Origin of the sequence: Cyclobacterium salsum, from assembly GCF_010119245.1 — a bacterium.
In the GTDB taxonomy this organism is placed as follows: domain Bacteria; phylum Bacteroidota; class Bacteroidia; order Cytophagales; family Cyclobacteriaceae; genus Cyclobacterium; species Cyclobacterium salsum.
The window spans coordinates 362,340-379,201 of record NZ_WNKG01000005.1 but is presented as its reverse complement, the minus strand read 5'-3'; the positions used below and the strand labels follow the sequence as shown (position 1 = coordinate 379,201).

At 43.9% G+C, this 16,862-nt stretch carries 25 protein-coding genes; all 25 read right to left on the bottom strand.

What is annotated here, in order from left to right; genetic code table 11:
* Nucleotides 1–13: 13 nt before the first annotated feature.
* The 25 genes from rpmD to rpoC all read right to left on the bottom strand — a co-directional run bounded on the left by rpmD (nt 14) and on the right by rpoC (nt 16,856).
* A complete protein-coding gene (rpmD, locus tag GJS45_RS10885) occupies nt 14–193 on the bottom strand; it encodes a 50S ribosomal protein L30 (protein ID WP_235941480.1) in 180 nt (59 codons plus the stop codon).
* Nucleotides 194–197: 4 nt separating this feature from the next.
* A complete protein-coding gene (gene rpsE / locus GJS45_RS10880) occupies nt 198–716 on the bottom strand; it encodes a 30S ribosomal protein S5 (protein ID WP_162341804.1) in 519 nt (172 codons plus the stop codon).
* Between the two features lie 5 nt (nt 717–721).
* Nucleotides 722–1,072, bottom strand: a complete 351-nt coding sequence (gene rplR, locus GJS45_RS10875; protein ID WP_162341802.1) for a 50S ribosomal protein L18 — start codon at nt 1,070–1,072, stop codon at nt 722–724.
* A gap of 7 nt (nt 1,073–1,079) precedes the next feature.
* Nucleotides 1,080–1,637 (bottom strand): 50S ribosomal protein L6, encoded by a 558-nt coding sequence (gene rplF, locus GJS45_RS10870; protein WP_162341800.1) that lies wholly within the window; start codon nt 1,635–1,637, stop codon nt 1,080–1,082.
* Between the two features lie 9 nt (nt 1,638–1,646).
* Nucleotides 1,647–2,042 (bottom strand): 30S ribosomal protein S8, encoded by a 396-nt coding sequence (gene rpsH, locus GJS45_RS10865; protein ID WP_162341798.1) that lies wholly within the window; start codon nt 2,040–2,042, stop codon nt 1,647–1,649.
* Between the two features lie 83 nt (nt 2,043–2,125).
* Complete coding sequence (gene rpsN, locus GJS45_RS10860) at nt 2,126–2,395, bottom strand: 30S ribosomal protein S14 (protein WP_026956459.1); 270 nt, start codon at nt 2,393–2,395, stop codon at nt 2,126–2,128.
* Nucleotides 2,396–2,397: 2 nt separating this feature from the next.
* On the bottom strand, nt 2,398–2,958 hold the full coding sequence (gene rplE, locus GJS45_RS10855; RefSeq protein ID WP_162341796.1) for a 50S ribosomal protein L5: 561 nt from the start codon (nt 2,956–2,958) through the stop codon (nt 2,398–2,400).
* A complete protein-coding gene (gene rplX / locus GJS45_RS10850) occupies nt 2,951–3,295 on the bottom strand; it encodes a 50S ribosomal protein L24 (RefSeq protein ID WP_162341794.1) in 345 nt (114 codons plus the stop codon). Before rplX ends, rplE begins: the two co-directional genes overlap by 8 nt.
* A 2-nt stretch (nt 3,296–3,297) precedes the next feature.
* Nucleotides 3,298–3,666: a 50S ribosomal protein L14 gene (rplN, locus tag GJS45_RS10845; RefSeq protein WP_162341792.1), complete on the bottom strand. Its 369-nt coding sequence runs from the start codon at nt 3,664–3,666 to the stop codon at nt 3,298–3,300.
* Between the two features lie 3 nt (nt 3,667–3,669).
* Complete coding sequence (gene rpsQ / locus GJS45_RS10840) at nt 3,670–3,933, bottom strand: 30S ribosomal protein S17 (RefSeq protein WP_162341790.1); 264 nt, start codon at nt 3,931–3,933, stop codon at nt 3,670–3,672.
* Between the two features lie 8 nt (nt 3,934–3,941).
* Nucleotides 3,942–4,136 (bottom strand): 50S ribosomal protein L29, encoded by a 195-nt coding sequence (rpmC, locus tag GJS45_RS10835; protein WP_162341788.1) that lies wholly within the window; start codon nt 4,134–4,136, stop codon nt 3,942–3,944.
* Nucleotides 4,137–4,140: 4 nt separating this feature from the next.
* Nucleotides 4,141–4,563: a 50S ribosomal protein L16 gene (rplP, locus tag GJS45_RS10830; RefSeq protein WP_162341786.1), complete on the bottom strand. Its 423-nt coding sequence runs from the start codon at nt 4,561–4,563 to the stop codon at nt 4,141–4,143.
* 20 nt (nt 4,564–4,583) lie between these two features.
* On the bottom strand, nt 4,584–5,321 hold the full coding sequence (gene rpsC, locus GJS45_RS10825) for a 30S ribosomal protein S3 (protein ID WP_162341784.1): 738 nt from the start codon (nt 5,319–5,321) through the stop codon (nt 4,584–4,586).
* Nucleotides 5,322–5,324: 3 nt separating this feature from the next.
* Complete coding sequence (gene rplV, locus GJS45_RS10820) at nt 5,325–5,714, bottom strand: 50S ribosomal protein L22 (RefSeq protein WP_162341782.1); 390 nt, start codon at nt 5,712–5,714, stop codon at nt 5,325–5,327.
* A 2-nt stretch (nt 5,715–5,716) separates the two neighbouring features.
* A complete protein-coding gene (gene rpsS / locus GJS45_RS10815; protein ID WP_073095400.1) occupies nt 5,717–5,995 on the bottom strand; it encodes a 30S ribosomal protein S19 in 279 nt (92 codons plus the stop codon).
* A gap of 2 nt (nt 5,996–5,997) precedes the next feature.
* Complete coding sequence (gene rplB / locus GJS45_RS10810) at nt 5,998–6,822, bottom strand: 50S ribosomal protein L2 (protein WP_162341780.1); 825 nt, start codon at nt 6,820–6,822, stop codon at nt 5,998–6,000.
* Between the two features lie 13 nt (nt 6,823–6,835).
* Nucleotides 6,836–7,123, bottom strand: a complete 288-nt coding sequence (rplW, locus tag GJS45_RS10805; RefSeq protein ID WP_162341778.1) for a 50S ribosomal protein L23 — start codon at nt 7,121–7,123, stop codon at nt 6,836–6,838.
* A 4-nt stretch (nt 7,124–7,127) separates the two neighbouring features.
* Complete coding sequence (gene rplD / locus GJS45_RS10800; RefSeq protein ID WP_162341776.1) at nt 7,128–7,757, bottom strand: 50S ribosomal protein L4; 630 nt, start codon at nt 7,755–7,757, stop codon at nt 7,128–7,130.
* Between the two features lie 4 nt (nt 7,758–7,761).
* Nucleotides 7,762–8,394: a 50S ribosomal protein L3 gene (gene rplC / locus GJS45_RS10795; RefSeq protein WP_162341774.1), complete on the bottom strand. Its 633-nt coding sequence runs from the start codon at nt 8,392–8,394 to the stop codon at nt 7,762–7,764.
* Between the two features lie 247 nt (nt 8,395–8,641).
* A complete protein-coding gene (rpsJ, locus tag GJS45_RS10790; RefSeq protein ID WP_014020620.1) occupies nt 8,642–8,947 on the bottom strand; it encodes a 30S ribosomal protein S10 in 306 nt (101 codons plus the stop codon).
* An 11-nt stretch (nt 8,948–8,958) separates the two neighbouring features.
* On the bottom strand, nt 8,959–11,064 hold the full coding sequence (gene fusA, locus GJS45_RS10785; RefSeq protein WP_394366584.1) for an elongation factor G: 2,106 nt from the start codon (nt 11,062–11,064) through the stop codon (nt 8,959–8,961).
* A gap of 48 nt (nt 11,065–11,112) precedes the next feature.
* Nucleotides 11,113–11,580, bottom strand: coding sequence for a 30S ribosomal protein S7 (gene rpsG, locus GJS45_RS10780; protein WP_162341770.1), 468 nt, complete (start codon nt 11,578–11,580; stop codon nt 11,113–11,115).
* 20 nt (nt 11,581–11,600) lie between these two features.
* Nucleotides 11,601–11,984 (bottom strand): 30S ribosomal protein S12, encoded by a 384-nt coding sequence (gene rpsL, locus GJS45_RS10775; protein WP_009053171.1) that lies wholly within the window; start codon nt 11,982–11,984, stop codon nt 11,601–11,603.
* Between the two features lie 157 nt (nt 11,985–12,141).
* Nucleotides 12,142–12,468: a DUF3467 domain-containing protein gene (locus tag GJS45_RS10770; protein ID WP_162341768.1), complete on the bottom strand. Its 327-nt coding sequence runs from the start codon at nt 12,466–12,468 to the stop codon at nt 12,142–12,144.
* A 77-nt stretch (nt 12,469–12,545) separates the two neighbouring features.
* The gene (rpoC, locus tag GJS45_RS10765; protein ID WP_162341766.1) at nt 12,546–16,856 is read right to left on the bottom strand and encodes a DNA-directed RNA polymerase subunit beta'; all 4,311 of its coding nucleotides are present in this window, start codon (nt 16,854–16,856) and stop codon (nt 12,546–12,548) included.
* Nucleotides 16,857–16,862 lie beyond the last annotated feature (6 nt).

Here is a 16,862-nt window from a genome sequence, read left to right as displayed (position 1 = left end):
CAACCACCATTGATTAAACGTCCTGTACCTTTACTAAATGGCTTACTTTACTTATCATCCCCTGAAGCTGCGGGGTATTTTCCTTTTCCACAGTCTTGTTGATTTTTCCTAATCCAAGGGCCGTAATGGTGGCCTTTTGGTTTTTAGGTCGCTTGATGATACTTCTGATCTGGGTAATTTTGATCTTAGCCATGTGATTATCCATTAAATACTTTCGATAATTTTACTCTTCTCTGCTGAGACACAGCTATGGCATCTCTCAAGTGGACCAATGCGTCAATGGTGGCTTTAACCACATTATGCGGATTTGAAGAACCTTTCGATTTCGCCAGAATATCCGTATATCCTGCGCTTTCCAAAACGGCACGCATGGCTCCCCCTGCTAACACACCGGTACCAGGAGCTGCTGGCTTTACCAACACCAAACCGCCACCATATTTCCCTAACTGCTCGTGCGGAATCGTTCCCTTGAGCATGGGAACCTTAATCAGGTTTTTCTTAGCATCTTCGATTCCTTTAGTAATGGCATCTGTTACTTCGTTTGCCTTTCCTAATCCAAATCCAACAACACCTTTACCGTCACCAACAACCACGATTGCTGAGAAAGAAAATCTACGACCTCCTTTAACTACTTTCGCGACCCGGTTAATAGCAACGACTTTTTCGCTTAACTCTGTATCTGTAGCCCGAATGGGTTTTTTACTAATTTGGGACATAATGATTAAAATTTAAGGCCTCCTTCTCTGGCTCCTTCGGCCAAAGCTTTTACATTTCCATGGTAAAGGTATCCGCTTCTGTCGAAAACTACTTCATTATGGCCATTACCTACGGCTTTTTCAGCGAGCTTTTTTCCTACTTCTTTCGAAACAGACACGTTTACATTTTTGCTGGAACCCAGTTCTTTAGAGGAAGCTGCTGCAAGGGTTTGACCTTTTAAATCGTCAATCAATTGTGCATAAATCCCTGTATTACTTTTGAACACAGAAAGTCTGGGTCGGGCATCGGTACCGGAAATCTTCCTTCGAATACCTTTTTTTATTCTTAGTCTTCTGATTTTTTTCTTGAAAGCCATCGTTTAATTATTTTTTAGCAGCAGTTTTACCAGCTTTACGTCTAACATACTCGCCTACAAATCGTACCCCTTTGCCTTTAAATGGCTCTACTCTACGTAAAGATTTGATTTTTGCAGCAACCTGACCAATCAACTCCTTATCTATACCTTCCAGTGAGATTGAGGGGTTTTTTCCTTTGGGGGTTTCTGTTTTGATAGCTATTTCCTGTGGGACCATTAAAAAGATATTATGGGAGTAGCCCAGGGAAAGTTCAAGAACCTGACCTTGGTTAGTGGCCTTATAACCCACACCTACCAGCTCTAACTCTTTCTTATATCCTTCATTTACACCAATGACCATATTGTTCACCAGCGAACGGAAAAGTCCGTGCAATGATTTGTGCCGTTTCGAATCGGTAGGTCTTTCCAGAACCACCTGATTGTCGGCTACTTTTACTGAAATATCAGGATTAACTTCCTGAACCAGTGTACCTTTGGGACCTTTAACAGTTACCTGATTGTGATCAGAAACGTCTACAGTCACACCCGCGGGTATATTTATCGGTTTTTTACCTATTCTAGACATATCTATGCATTAATAAACGTAACAAAGCACTTCTCCACCCACTCCTTCGACGCGGGCTTCTTTGTCAGTCATTACTCCTCTGGAGGTGGATAAAATGGCAATTCCCAATCCATTAATTACTCTTGGAAGGGAATCTTTACTTACATATTTTCTTAAACCAGGCTTGCTAATTCGAGAAAGGTTAACGATCGCATTTTCTTTGGTTTGAGGATTGTATTTCAAGGCAATCTTGATGGTACCCTGAGGACCCTCCTCCACAAACTTATAATTCTGGATGTAACCCTTATCAAAAAGAACTTTTGTCAGTTCTTTCTTCATATTAGAAGCAGGCATTTCTACTATCCGGTGAGAGGCCTTGATGGCATTTCTCAACCTGGTGAGATAATCAGCTATTGGATCAGTCATATTTGTATTAGTCTAACTGCAAAACCCGAACGGGCCTGCAAAGTTACACAATGAAATTTAGAATAAAAACTATTATATAATTTTTACCAGCTAGACTTGGTCACTCCCGGGATTTTACCTGCTGAAGCCATTTCTCTGAAAGTCACCCGATTAATACCGAATTTCCTCATGTACCCTTTAGGGCGGCCTGTAAGCTTGCACCGGTTATGAAGTCGAACTGGAGAAGCATTTTTTGGAAGCTTATCCAATGCTTCATAATCGCCGGCAGCTTTAAGTTCAGCGCGCTTTTTGGCATATTTTGCCACCAAGCGCTCTCTTTTTCGTTCGCGGGCTTTGATCGATTCTCTTGCCATGTTTATTCTTCTTTATTTTTATTAACGAAAGGCATCCCAAGGGATTTCAACAAAGCGTACGCTTCTTCATCGCTGTTCGTACTGGTAACCAACGTGATATCCATTCCGGAAATCCGATTTACCTTTTCTATACTGATCTCAGGAAAGATTATTTGCTCGGTTACGCCCAGGGTGTAATTACCACGGCCATCAAATCCCTTGTCAGAGATTCCTTTAAAATCCCGAACCCTAGGAAGCGCAATACTTACCAGACGATCCAGAAATTCAAACATGCGGTCACCTCTCAAGGTCACTTTTGCTCCAATAGGCATCCCATCCCTTAACTTAAAGTTGGAAATTGAAACCTTCGCCTTTGTCGCTACTGCACGTTGACCGGTGATTAACGAAAGCTCTTCCACTCCCTGATCAACCAGTTTCTTATCAGCCACAGCGGCACCGATTCCTTTGTTCAAAACAATTTTGACCAATTTAGGAACCTGCATCACACTTGAAAACTGAAACTTATCCTTAAGATCCGATGTGATTTCACTATCGAATTTTTCTTTTAATCTAGGTTTAGCCATTGATCACCTCCCCGGTTTTCTTAGAGTACCTTACTAATTTTCCGTCTTCATTTCTCTTTCTCCCAATTCGGGTAGCATCTCCCGATTTGGGATCCACTAGTTGCAAATTGCTAATGTGGATAGGTGCTTCTTTCTTTTCAATACCGCCCTGAGGAGTGTTTGCGGTTGGCTTGATATGTTTGGTTACCATATTCAATCCTTCCACTATAGCTCTTCTTTTGGTCTGATCGACAGAAAGGATTTTACCTTTTTTGCCCTTTTCATCTCCGGAGAGTACCAATACGGTATCCCCTGATTTGATGTGCAATTTGGGTTGTTTATTGAATTTTCTTTCCATTTTTACAATACTTCGGGGGCCAAAGATACAATTTTCATAAACTGCTTTTCCCTGAGTTCCCGGGCTACAGGGCCGAAAATACGGGTCCCCCTGGGTTCATCATTGTTATTGAGAAGCACGGCAGCATTATCTTCAAATCGGATATAAGACCCGTCTTTTCTTCGGACTTCTTTTCGTGTCCTTACAATTACCGCTCTGGAAACGGTGCCTTTTTTCATGTTACTGGACGATAGGGCTGATTTTACAGTCACCACAACCTTGTCTCCAATAGAGGCGTACCTTCTTTTGGTTCCTCCCAATACGCGAATGACAAGCACTTCTTTAGCACCTGAATTATCCGCTACACTTAATCTGGATTCCTGTTGTATCATGATTTATAAAGCCCTTTCAATTATTTCGACCAATCTCCATCGTTTATTTTTACTCAGCGGACGCGTTTCGCTGATTTTAACCAGGTCTCCCGGATTGCAATCATTGTTTTCGTCATGAGCTGTGAATTTGGTGGTTTTACCAACAAATTTACCGTACATAGGATGTTTTACTCTCCTCTCCACAGCTACAGTGATGGATTTATCCATTTTGTTGCTAACCACCTTACCTATTCTTTCCTTGCGTAGGTTTCTTTCTATAGTAGCCATTTTGTTTCTTATTTAGCTAGTTGTTTGGCTCGTAAAAAAGTATTCAATCTTGCGACCAAACGCCTAGATTCTCTGATTCTATTAGGATTCTCTATCGGAGAAATGGCATGAGCAAAACGTAGTTTTGTCAGGTTCTCCTTTTCTGCGGTAATCCGCTCCGTGATTTCGCTCTCTGTAAGAGCATTGATTTCAGAATTTTTCATCGTCTTATGATCCAGCGTAATCTCTTCTTACCACAAATTTCGTGCTTACCGGTAGCTTTTGTTGGGCTAATCTTAAGGCCTCCTCGGCCACCGCCATCGGAACTCCGGTTGCTTCAAAAAGGATCGTCCCGGGACGGATTACTGCCACCCAGTATTCGGGAGCTCCTTTACCTTTACCCATCCGCACCTCTGCAGGCTTCTTGGTGATGGGCTTATCTGGAAAAATTCGAATCCAAACCTGTCCTTCCCGCTTCATAGCACGTGTCATCGCTATACGGGCAGCTTCTATTTGTCTCGAAGTGATCCATCCAGGCTCAAGGGATTTGATGCCGAAATTGCCAAAAGCCAACGTATGACCTCTCTGGGCAATCCCTTTGATCCTCCCTTTATGCATTTTTCTAAATTTCGTTCTTCTTGGCTGTAACATGATTGCTCAGTTAAAGATGTTTAGTTATTTCTTTTTCTTCTCTTCGGGCCACCCTCTCTTCTTCTCCTGTTTCCTGCAGGCGCATTGCCTTTAGGATCGTTGCCCGTGCTTAGGTTAGGGGAAAGATCTCTCTTTCCATACACTTCACCTTTGAAGATCCATACTTTAATTCCGATTTTACCATATACGGTTTGTGCCTCTGAAATAGCATAATCTACATCTGCCCGAATGGTGTGAAGGGGAATTCTACCTTCTTTATACATCTCTGACCTGGCCATCTCAGCACCACCCAATCTTCCGGAAAGCTTTACTTTAATCCCTTCTGCACCTACCCTCATGGTAGCGGCTATGGATTGTTTCATTGCCCTACGGAACGAAATTCTGGCTTCCAACTGCTGGGCAATGGACTCTCCCACCAATTTAGCATCCAGTTCCGGTCGCTTGATCTCAAAAATATTGATCTGAACATCCTTGTTGGTAAGCTTCTTAAGCTCCTCTCGCAACTTGTCTACTTCAGATCCGCCTTTACCAATAACCACCCCAGGTCGGGCAGTCTGTATCGTCAGCGTAATTCTCTTAAGGGTGCGCTCGATAATTACCTTTGAAATTCCTCCTTTTGGAATTCTCGCAAAAACGTAATTCCTGATACTCTGGTCTTCGAAAAGCTTATCGGCGAAATCACGTCCACCATACCAGTTAGAGTCCCACCCCTTAATGATACCAAGCCTTAAACCAATTGGGTTAACTTTTTGTCCCATATTTTAGTCTTCATTTTCATTTGATTCAACAATATCAGCGGTAACGTCTCCTTCGTAGGAGTCTACTATTAGCGTTACATGATTTGATCTTTTACGGATTCTATGGGCCCTACCCTGAGGAGCAGGTCGTAGCCTTTTCAGCATTCTGCCGCTATCTACTGCGATGGTTTTTACGTACAGCTCTGCGTCTTCCAGTTTCTCATCCGGGTTTTTTGCCTGCCAGTTCGCAATCGCTGACAATAAGAGCTTTTCCAATCGTATGGCACCGTGGTTAGGTGTAAACTTGAGGATACTCAATGCCTGACCTACTTTTTTTCCCCGGACCAAATCCGCTACCAAACGCATTTTTCTGGGAGAGGTAGGAACATTATTTAATTTTGCTATTGCTTCCATGATTATCTCTTTCCTTTATCTTTTTTGGCAATGTGTCCACGGAAATTTCTGGTAGGTGCAAACTCTCCCAGTTTGTGCCCAACCATATTGTCAGTCACGAACACGGGGATAAACTTGTTTCCATTATGCACGGCAAAGGTATGCCCTACAAAATCCGGAGATATCATGGAACGCCTTGACCAGGTTTTGATCACTGACTTCTTCCCGGAATCGTTCATGACATCCACCTTTTTTGCCAAATGATGCTCTATATATGGGCCTTTTTTTAATGAACGTGCCATGTTTATTTAGATCTTCTGCTAATGATAAATTTATTAGAATATTTTTTGTCCGAACGGGTCTTTTTACCCTTCGCCAATAAGCCGGTTCTCGAACGAGGGTGCCCTCCTGAAGATCGGCCTTCACCACCACCCATAGGGTGATCAACGGGGTTCATCGCCACACCTCTGGTTCGGGGTCTTCTGCCCAACCATCGCTTTCGACCTGCTTTTCCAAGCACCACGTTCATGTGATCTCCATTAGAAACAGTGCCAATGGTAGCCTTGCAGCTCGCGAGCACCATTCTCATTTCACCAGAAGGAAGTTTTACTGTGACGTATTTTCCTTCTCTGGCCAATAACTGCGCATAACCACCCGCACTTCGGGCCATAGCACCACCTCTACCAGGCTTCAATTCAATATTATGAATAATCGTACCCAATGGAATATCCTTCATAAATAAAGTATTACCCACTTCCGGGCTGGCCTTCTCGCCACATAAAACAGTCTGTCCTACCTCAAGGCCTTCGGGTGCCAGCATGTATGCTTTCGCTCCGTCAGCGTAGAATAACAAAGCAATCCTTGCGGTTCTGTTTGGGTCGTACTCAATACTCTTGACCACTGCAGGGATGTCTTCCTTCGTTCTCTTGAAGTCTACAACTCTTAGTTTTCTTTTATGTCCACCTCCCAGGTATCTGGAAGTCATTTTACCAGTATGATTTCTCCCACCGGACTTCTTTAAAGGAGCCAAAAGACTCTTTTCCGGTGTGGATTTGGTAATCTCATCAAAAGAAGGAGCTACTCTAAATCGGGTACCGGGGGTTACAGGTTTTAATTTCTTAACTGCCATTGCTTTGATTCAATTAAATTTCTCCGTAAAAATCAATGATTTCACCTTCTGCCACCTGCACGATTGCCTTCTTGAATGTATTGGTATATCCGGAAACAATCTTAGCTTTTGTATACCGGGTCTTTTTCTTGGCAGCATAGCGCATTGTCCGCACATCCACTACCTTGACCCCGTATATTTTTTCAACAGCAGCCTTGATCTGTGGCTTCTTTGCAGTTTTTTCTACAACAAAACCATAGACACCACGCTCGTTCATGGCCGAGATCTTTTCTGTAATCAAAGGTCTTTTTAATATATCCATGATTTTACTTCGATAAAAGGGTTTCTAATTTACTCACTGCACCTTCACAAAGAACCAGACTATCAGCGTCCAGCAACTCATACGTGTTCAATTCATTCACCATCCGGACTTTGGTTTTTTGCAAATTCCGAGCAGACAAATAAAGGTTTTTGTTATTTTCCGCTACGACCAGAAGTGTTTTCTTATCCGATAAGGATAGGTTGGCAAGCAGCTTAATATATTCCTTGGTTCTCGGTGCATCAAAAACCAGGTCTTCGCAAATTACCAGTCCGTTTTCTTTCGCTTTATAGGAAAGGGCAGACTTTCTGGCTACTTGCTTCAGTTTTTTATTCAGCTTAAAAGAGTAATCTCTGGGTCTCGGTCCGAATACCCTACCCCCTCCCCTGAAAATGGGAGATTTGATAGATCCGGCACGGGCACCGCCTGTACCTTTTTGCTTCTTGATTTTCTTAGTAGAACCAGTGATTTCAGCTCGTTCCTTTGATTTATGCGTTCCCTGTCTCTTATTGGCCAAGTATTGCTTGACATCCAGGTATATGGCATGATCGTTAGGCTCCAGAGCGAAAACATCCTCCGAAAGCGTTATTTTCCTTCCGGTATCTTCACCGGTTTGTTTTAATATTGTTAATTCCATCTTCTTACTTCTCTAGAATCACAAAAGAATTTTTGGCTCCCGGTATGGACCCACTTACTAACAGCAGGTTTTTTTCAGGATAAATTTTAAGTACTTTCAAATTGAGTACTTTGACCCTGTTTCCTCCGGTTCTTCCGGCCATTCGCATGCCCTTAAAAACCCTGGAGGGCCAGGAACAGGCACCTATGGAGCCGGGGTGTCTTTGCCGGTTATGCTGTCCGTGAGTAGCTCCACCCACACCGCCAAAGCCGTGTCGCTTTACCACCCCCTGAAAACCTTTTCCTTTGGAAGTTCCGATGGCATCCACAAAGTCTCCTTCTATAAAAACCTGATCGGATATCACGGTTTTACCCATGTCCACCTGGCCTTCGAATTCCACTCTGAAATCCCTGAATTCAACAACTTTCTGTTTTGGCGTGGTGCCAGCCTTCTTAAAGTGGCCAATCAATGGTTTGGGCGTATTCTTCTCTTTACGCTCCCCATATGCCAATTGTACAGCGTTGTACCCGTCTGATTCAACATTTTTTACTTGCGTTACTACGCAAGGACCAGCTTCTATTAACGTGCATGCGACATTACGTCCATCGGCACTAAAAATACTAGTCATTCCGATTTTCTTACCTATTATTCCAGACATCTTTGGATATATAATATACGATGATACACAAGCATTTACACACCTGTGCCCTTTTAAAGGATTGCAAAGTTAGTAATTTAATTTCAGCTTGCAAACCGCAACCTGAATATTTTCAAACAATTAGCTACTACTAGCCCTGTTTACAAGAGAATATTTTCCGTCGATCAACATCATAGCAAATCTAACGAACCGAAAAAAGCCCGTACCATCTTTGGTACGGGCTTTCATATCGTATGCTCCGAGAAGGTCAAACCTTGATCTCTACATCCACTCCACTAGGAAGTTCAATTTTCATCAAGGCATCAACGGTTTTAGAACTATTGGAATAAATATCCACAAGTCTCTTATACGTGCAAAGCTGAAATTGCTCTCTGGCCTTTTTATTCACGTGCGGAGATTTCAATACGGTGAATTTCTCTTTCTTGGTAGGAAGGGGAATGGGCCCTACCACCACGGCACCCGTAGATTTGACAGCTTTGACGATTTTCTCCGATGACTTATCCACCAGACTGTGATCGTATGACTTTAACTTTATTCTGATTTTCTGATTCATTTTAGATAAATTTATGCCTTCTCTCCTTTTACTTTAGCAATAATGCCCTCAGCAATGTTATTTGGAACGGGATCATAATGTGAAAAGGTAAGCGAAGCAGAAGCCCTTCCTGAGGAGATGGTCCTTAGATCAGTAACATATCCAAATAATTCGGATAATGGAACAGAAGCCTTAATTACCGTGGCTGCACCTTTGGTATCCATTCCTTTCATAAGCCCCCTTCTACGGTTAAGATCACCGGTAACAGGTCCTGTGTATTCATCAGGGGATACTACTTCCACTGCCATAATGGGCTCCAATAATTGAGGCTTACATTTTTTGGCAGCTTCCTTGAAACCAATTCTGGCAGCCATTTCAAAAGAAATAGCATCCGAATCCACATCGTGGAAAGAACCGTGGAACAAGCGTACTTTCATAGCCTCTATCGGATAACCAGCTAACGGACCGTTTTTCATCGCATCCGCAAATCCTTTTTGAATAGCAGGAATAAATTCTTTCGGAATCACCCCACCAACGATGCCATTGACAAAATCCAAACCAGGTTTAATTTCATTGGTCTCTGGTTCCGGCTCTCTTGGCCCCATTTCAAAGACGATATCGGCAAATTTACCTTTACCACCTGTCTGCTTTTTATAAACTTCCTTATGCTCTACGCTAGTAAACAAGGCTTCCTTATAGGCTACCTGAGGAGCACCCTGATTGATCTCTACTTTGAATTCCCGCTTCAAGCGGTCAATGATGATCTCCAGGTGAAGTTCTCCCATTCCACGAAGAATTACCTGACCCGTTTCGTGGTCGGTATTTACATGCAAGGTGGGGTCCTCTTCTACCAATTTGGAAATGGCCATACCCAATTTATCCACATCGGCTTGTGTTTTGGCTTCAATGGCGTATCCGATTACCGGCTCAGGGAATGTCATCTCCTCCAGGACCACCTTATGCTTCTCGTCACATAGGGTATCTCCGGTCTTAATGTCTTTAAAACCCACACCGGCACAGATGTCTCCTGCTTCAACCCTATCAATCGGATTTTGCTTATTGGAGTGCATTTGTAGCAGTCTGGATATCCGTTCCTTTTTATCTGTTCTGGTGTTGAACACATAGGATCCGGCTTCCAGTTTGCCCGAATACACCCTCATAAAAGCCAACCGGCCTACGAAAGGATCTGTGGCAATCTTAAATGCCAACGCAGCAAAATGATCATCACTGTCAGGATGCCTCAGTACGGCTTCTTCAGTATCAGGATCCGTTCCTTTTACCGCTGGCAAGTCCAACGGACAAGGCAAGTAAGCAATGACCGCATCCAACAAGGCCTGTACTCCTTTATTTTTAAAAGCAGAACCACAAAGTACAGGGGAGAAATCCATATTGATCACCGCTTTTCGAATGGCAGCCATCATTTCTTCCTTGGTGATGGAGTTTTCATCCTCAAAGAATTTTTCCATCAATGCCTCATCATAGGAAGCCACTTGCTCTACCAGACTCTGTCTGTATTCCGCAACGGTTTCCTTTAGATCTTCCGGAACATCGATCACTTTATAAGTCATGCCCTGGTCTTCCTCATTCCAAACAACAGCCTGGTTCGTAATCAGATCGACCACACCTTTAAAGGTATCTTCAGCTCCTATAGGGATTTGAAGTGGAACCGGATTGGCACCTAGTTTTTCTTTTATTTCAGCAACCGCATTAAAAAAATCTGCTCCTGCCCGGTCCATTTTATTGACAAAGCAAATTCTTGGAACATGGTACTTGTCAGCTTGTCTCCAAACGGTCTCCGATTGGGGTTCTACACCCGATACGGCACAGAACAAGGCCACCGCCCCATCCAATACGCGAAGCGAACGTTCTACTTCTACCGTGAAATCCACGTGACCGGGCGTGTCAATCAGGTTGATCTGATAATCTTTGGTATCATCATTGGCCAATCCCTGGATCGTGGGGTACTTCCACTTGGTAGTGGTAGCCGCAGAGGTAATGGTAATGCCTCTCTCTTGCTCTTGCTCCATCCAGTCCATGGTAGCCGCTCCATCATGTACTTCACCGATCTTATGAGATAGCCCGGTGTAATACAAAATACGCTCGGAAGTGGTCGTCTTTCCGGCGTCAATGTGAGCCATGATACCAATGTTTCTTAAATATTTTAAGTCTTTTTTAGCCATTATCTATTAAAATCTAAAATGCGAGAATGCTTTATTGGCCTCTGCCATCCTGTGCGTATCGTCTTTTTTCTTGACTGCGGCTCCTTCACCTTTAGATGCTGAAATGACTTCTCCAGCCAATCGATCCATCATCGTCTTTTCTCCTCTTTTTCTTGCAAAGGTGATCATCCACTTGATTCCCAGGGATATTTTTCGCTCTGGTCTTACTTCCAAAGGTACCTGGAAAGTAGCTCCACCAACCCTACGACTCTTCACTTCTACAGCTGGAGTAATATTGTTAAGCGCCTTTTTCCAAACCTCAAGACCATTCTCACCTACTTTCTCTTCTACTTTTTCTATGGCATCGTAGAAGATCCTGTAAGCAATACTTTTCTTACCGTCTACCATCAAACAATTGACAAACCTGGTGACCAAAGTGTCATTGAATTTGGGATCAGGAAGAATATACCTCTTTTTTGGTTTCGCTTTTCTCATTTTATGCTATCATTTTTTAATTACTTTTTGGCGGCCTTTGGTCGCTTCGCTCCGTATTTGGAACGCCCTTGTTTACGGTCTTTCACTCCTGCAGTATCCAAAGCACCACGGATGATGTGATATCGCACCCCTGGCAGATCTTTAACCCTTCCTCCTCTGATCAGTACAATGGAGTGTTCTTGAAGGTTATGTCCTTCTCCGGGGATGTAGGCATTGACTTCCTTACCGTTGGTCAATCTAACCCTGGCCACTTTTCTCATGGCAGAATTAGGCTTCTTTGGCGTGGTGGTGTACACCCTTGTGCACACGCCCCTCCGTTGAGGGCAGGCATCCAAAGCTCTTGACTTGGATTTGCTCTCAAGAGTGGTTCTACCTTTTCTAACTAGCTGTTGTATAGTAGGCATTAATAGATAAATTAATTATTCTGCTTTTAAACTTATAAATTTCGGATTGCAAAGGTAACCAAATCAATAAAACAAACAAAATTAAGGAGTTATATTTTAACCCACTCCGACCAGCCCTTTTTCGGACGACTCCCAGGGGATAAACCAGAACCCGCTTCTAAGCTTCTCCTGCTGTACCACCAAAATTCAGTGGGAATTTAGGAGCCTCGTTTCCCCCTTGAATTTTACCAAAGGCTTTTTCGTACTTTTCAATGTTATCCTTCAAAGCCAATAGCAGGCGTTTGGCATGATCCGGGGTCATGATGATCCTGGATTTAACCTTGGCCTTCGGAATACCCGGCATCAGCCGGATAAAATCCACTACAAACTCCGAATTAGAATGGGCAATCATCGCCAGATTGGAGTAAATCCCCTCTGCTACTTCATCACTCAACTCCACATTGATCTGCTGTTGCTCTTTATCAGGTGTCTTATCGTCTTCCATAGGTGTTTGGTACCCGGTTTAGAAATAAAAAAAGGCCTGCCGTCTGGTGCAGGCCTTTTTACGCTGTACTTTCTATTTTACTTAATGGTCTCCCGAACCTTCTTGCTGCTGCTCTCTTTTTCAGCCACTAGCATTTCGTATTCTTCCTTGGATCCCACGATCAAATTATTAAATTTCCGCTGTCCGGTACCTGCTGGTATCAAGTGACCAACGATCACGTTTTCTTTTAAGCCCAACAGCTCGTCTCGCTTTCCTCGGATTGCTGCTTCACTCAAGACTTTGGTAGTCTCCTGGAAGGAAGCGGCGGAAATAAAGCTTTCCGTACCCAAAGAAGAGGCCGTAATACCTTGCAGGGTAGGCTGCGAAACGGCCGTTTGCGCATCCCGAACCTGAACCAGCTTCATATCCTTCCGCTTCAGACTTGAGTTTTCATCCCGTAGCCTTCTGGCAGTGATGATCATTCCCGGTTTCAACGTGGCAGAATCACCCGATTCCATGACCACCTTCTTATCAAGGATCATGTCGTTTTCCTCACGGAACGCCCACTTGTCGACAATCTGGTTTTGCAAAAACCCGGTGTCCCCCGCATCCAGAATTTCTACTTTTTGCATCATCTGGCTCACGATCACTTCAATGTGCTTATCATTGATCTTCACGCCCTGCAATCGGTATACTTCCTGGATTTCATTTACCAGGTATTCCTGAACAGCCGTAGGGCCTTTGATTGAAAGGATATCGTTTGGCGTAATGGCACCATCTGACAAGGGCTCTCCGGCACGGATAAAGTCATTTTCCTGAACCAAAATATGCTTGGAAAGCGAAACCATGTATCGCTTTCTAACGCCGTCTTTGGATTCAATGAAGATCTCCCGGTTTCCTCTTTTAATACCGCCGTAAATTACCACGCCATCTATTTCGGATACTACCGCAGGATTGGAAGGATTTCTCGCTTCAAATAACTCGGTTACTCGAGGCAAACCTCCGGTGATATCCCGGGTCTTACCCACCGATCGAGGTATTTTTACCAGAATCTGACCAGCCTTAACCTCTTCTCCCTTTTCTACCGACAGGTGCGCTCCCACCGGGATGTTATACGATTTGGATTCCTCACCATGATCCACCACTACTGCAGGGTTCTTGGTTTTATCCTTGGTGTCAATAATTACCTTCTCCCGGTATCCGGTTTGATCATCCGCTACTTCTTTGTAGGTAACCCCTTCAATAATCGCCTCAAAATCAACTTTTCCGTCAAATTCGGAAAGGATCACCGCATTATAAGGATCCCAGGTACACAATGATTCACCTTTGCCGATTTTCTGCCCATCCGTTACATTCAGGATCGCACCATAAGGGACATGGTTAGAAACAAGCGTCTTACCTGATTTTACATCATTTACCTTTATTTCACCAGATCTTCCCATTACGATGGAAACCTCTTCTCCATCTTTGTTGGTTGTCTTTATCCATCTTAATTCTTCTTCAAACTCAATGATCCCATCGAATTTAGAATTAATGCTGGCTTCTACGGAAATATTCGAAGCGGTACCACCTACGTGGAAGGTTCGTAAGGTTAGCTGAGTTCCCGGTTCCCCGATCGATTGAGCAGCAATTACCCCTACGGACTCGCCCACCTGCACTTTTTTGCCAGTGGCAAGGTTACGTCCGTAACATTTTGAACATACTCCTCGGCGCGTTTCACAGGTGAGTACCGAACGGATTTCCACTTCCTCAACAGCCGATTCATCAATGGCTTTTGCCACTACATCCGTGATTTCCTCATCTGATTCGATGATTACCTCATCGGTAATCGGATCAATCACATCGTGAACAGCGATCCTTCCTACTACACGCTCAGATAGCGGCTCAACGATTTCATCGTTGTCTTTCAATGCCTGAACGACCAACCCTCTAAGGGTTCCGCAGTCTTCTTCGGAAATAATCATGTCCTGCGCCACATCCACCAATCTTCGGGTCAGGTACCCTGCATCGGCAGTTTTTAGTGCCGTATCCGCAAGACCTTTTCGGGCTCCGTGTGTAGAGATAAAATACTCCAATACGTCCAACCCTTCTTTAAAGTTAGACAAAATGGGGTTTTCGATGATTTCTCCCACAGAACCTTGTAGGTTTTTCTGTGGCTTGGCCATCAGCCCTCTCATTCCTCCCAACTGTCGAATCTGCTCTCGCGAACCCCTGGCTCCCGAGTGCATCATCATATAGATGGCATTAAAACCCTGATTATCTTCCTCCATCTGACGCATTAATATATTCGTCAGGTTAGAATTAGTTCGGGTCCAGATATCAATTACCTGATTGTACCGCTCATTGTCTGTAATCAGGCCCATGAGGTAATTGTTCCATACCTGGTCTACCTCACTTTTGGCTTTTTCTATCAGTGGCTCTTTGTCTTCGGGGATAATCACATCGTCCAATCCCATGGACAAACCGCCCTGATATGCCATCTGGAATCCCAAATGCTTGATATCATCCAGAAACTGAGCGGAACGGGCAATGCCACAAATTTTCACAACCTCTGCAATGATCTGCTGCAATTTCTTTTTGGTCAGCAATTCATTCACATAACCTACCTGCTCCGGCACAAATTGATTAAAAATCAATCTGCCAGCCACAGTATCTTCAATTTTTTCAGAAAGCGTTCCATCCTCGTTCCGTACCTTCACTTTACACTTTATGTGCGCATGCTTGGATATGGCTCCCTCATTTAAGGCGATCAACACCTCTTCCTGACCGTAGAAGGTCATGCCTTCTCCTGCTACCGGAAACTCCTCGGTAGATTTCATTCCCTTGGTCACATAGTACAATCCAAGCACCATATCCTGAGAAGGAACGGTGATAGGAGCCCCATTCGCGGGATTAAGAATATTATGGGAAGAGAGCATCAGCGTGGATGCCTCCAATATGGCTTCGTGTCCCAACGGAACGTGTACCGCCATTTGATCTCCGTCAAAATCAGCATTAAAGGCAGTACATACCAATGGGTGCAACTGTATGGCTTTACCCTCAATCAACTTGGGCTGGAATGCCTGTATTCCCAACCGGTGTAGCGTTGGTGCCCGGTTAAGCAAAACGGGGTGTCCTTTCAATACATTTTCCAGGATATCCCAAACCACCGGATCTTTCCTATCTACTATCTTCTTAGCAGACTTTACCGTCTTTACGATTCCTCTTTCGATGAGTTTTCGGATGATAAAAGGCTTAAACAATTCCGCAGCCATATTTTTGGGAAGCCCACATTCGTGCAACTTCAATTCAGGACCTACGACAATGACAGATCGACCGGAATAATCCACCCGTTTACCCAAAAGGTTCTGGCGGAACCGGCCTTGCTTTCCTTTCAACATATCAGAAAGGGATTTTAAAGCCCTGTTTCCATCGGATCTTACGGCATTTACTTTTCTGGAGTTATCGAATAAGGAATCTACCGCCTCCTGAAGCATTCTTTTTTCATTACGAAGAATCACTTCAGGAGCTTTGATGTCTATGAGTCGCTTCAGTCGGTTGTTTCGAATAATTACCCTACGGTACAAATCATTCAAATCGGAAGTGGCAAACCTTCCTCCATCCAAGGGAACCAAAGGACGAAGTTCTGGCGGAATCACTGGAACCATTCGAACGACCATCCATTCCGGACGGTTTTCGATTCGGGTCCTGGCATCTCGAAATGCTTCCACTACCTTCAATCGCTTCAACGCCTCTGCTTTTCGCTGCTGGGAAGTGTCGGTCGCTGCCTGATGTCGCAAACTGTAAGACAAATCATCCAAATCCAATCTAGCCAAAAGCATTTCCAACGCCTCTGCTCCCATCTTGGCAATAAATTTATTGGGATCATCATCGTCCATCATCTGGTTTTCCTTGGGAAGCTTATCCATGATGTCCAGGTATTCATCTTCGGTAAGGAAATCCAGGTACTGTAAGCCATCATCCGCTTTAATACCGGCCTGAATGACTACATACCGTTCGTAGTAAACGATCTGATCGAGCTTCTTGGTAGGCAAACCCAACAGGTAACCAATCTTATTGGGCAGGGATTTAAAATACCATATGTGCGCCACCGGAACCACCAATTCGATGTGTCCCATTCGCTCTCTTCTTACCTTTTTCTCCGTGACTTCCACGCCGCAGCGGTCACAAATAATCCCTTTATATCGTATGCGCTTGTATTTCCCACAATGACACTCCCAATCCTTAACCGGTCCAAATATTCGCTCACAGAACAATCCGCCCATTTCGGGCTTGTAGGTCCTGTAATTGATGGTTTCTGGCTGTGTAACTTCCCCATGCGAACTGTCCAGGATGGACTCTGGTGAAGCCAAACTAATGGTGACTCTGGAAAAGTCGTTGTTTAGTTTCTTATTTTTTCTGAACGCCATAGTTTT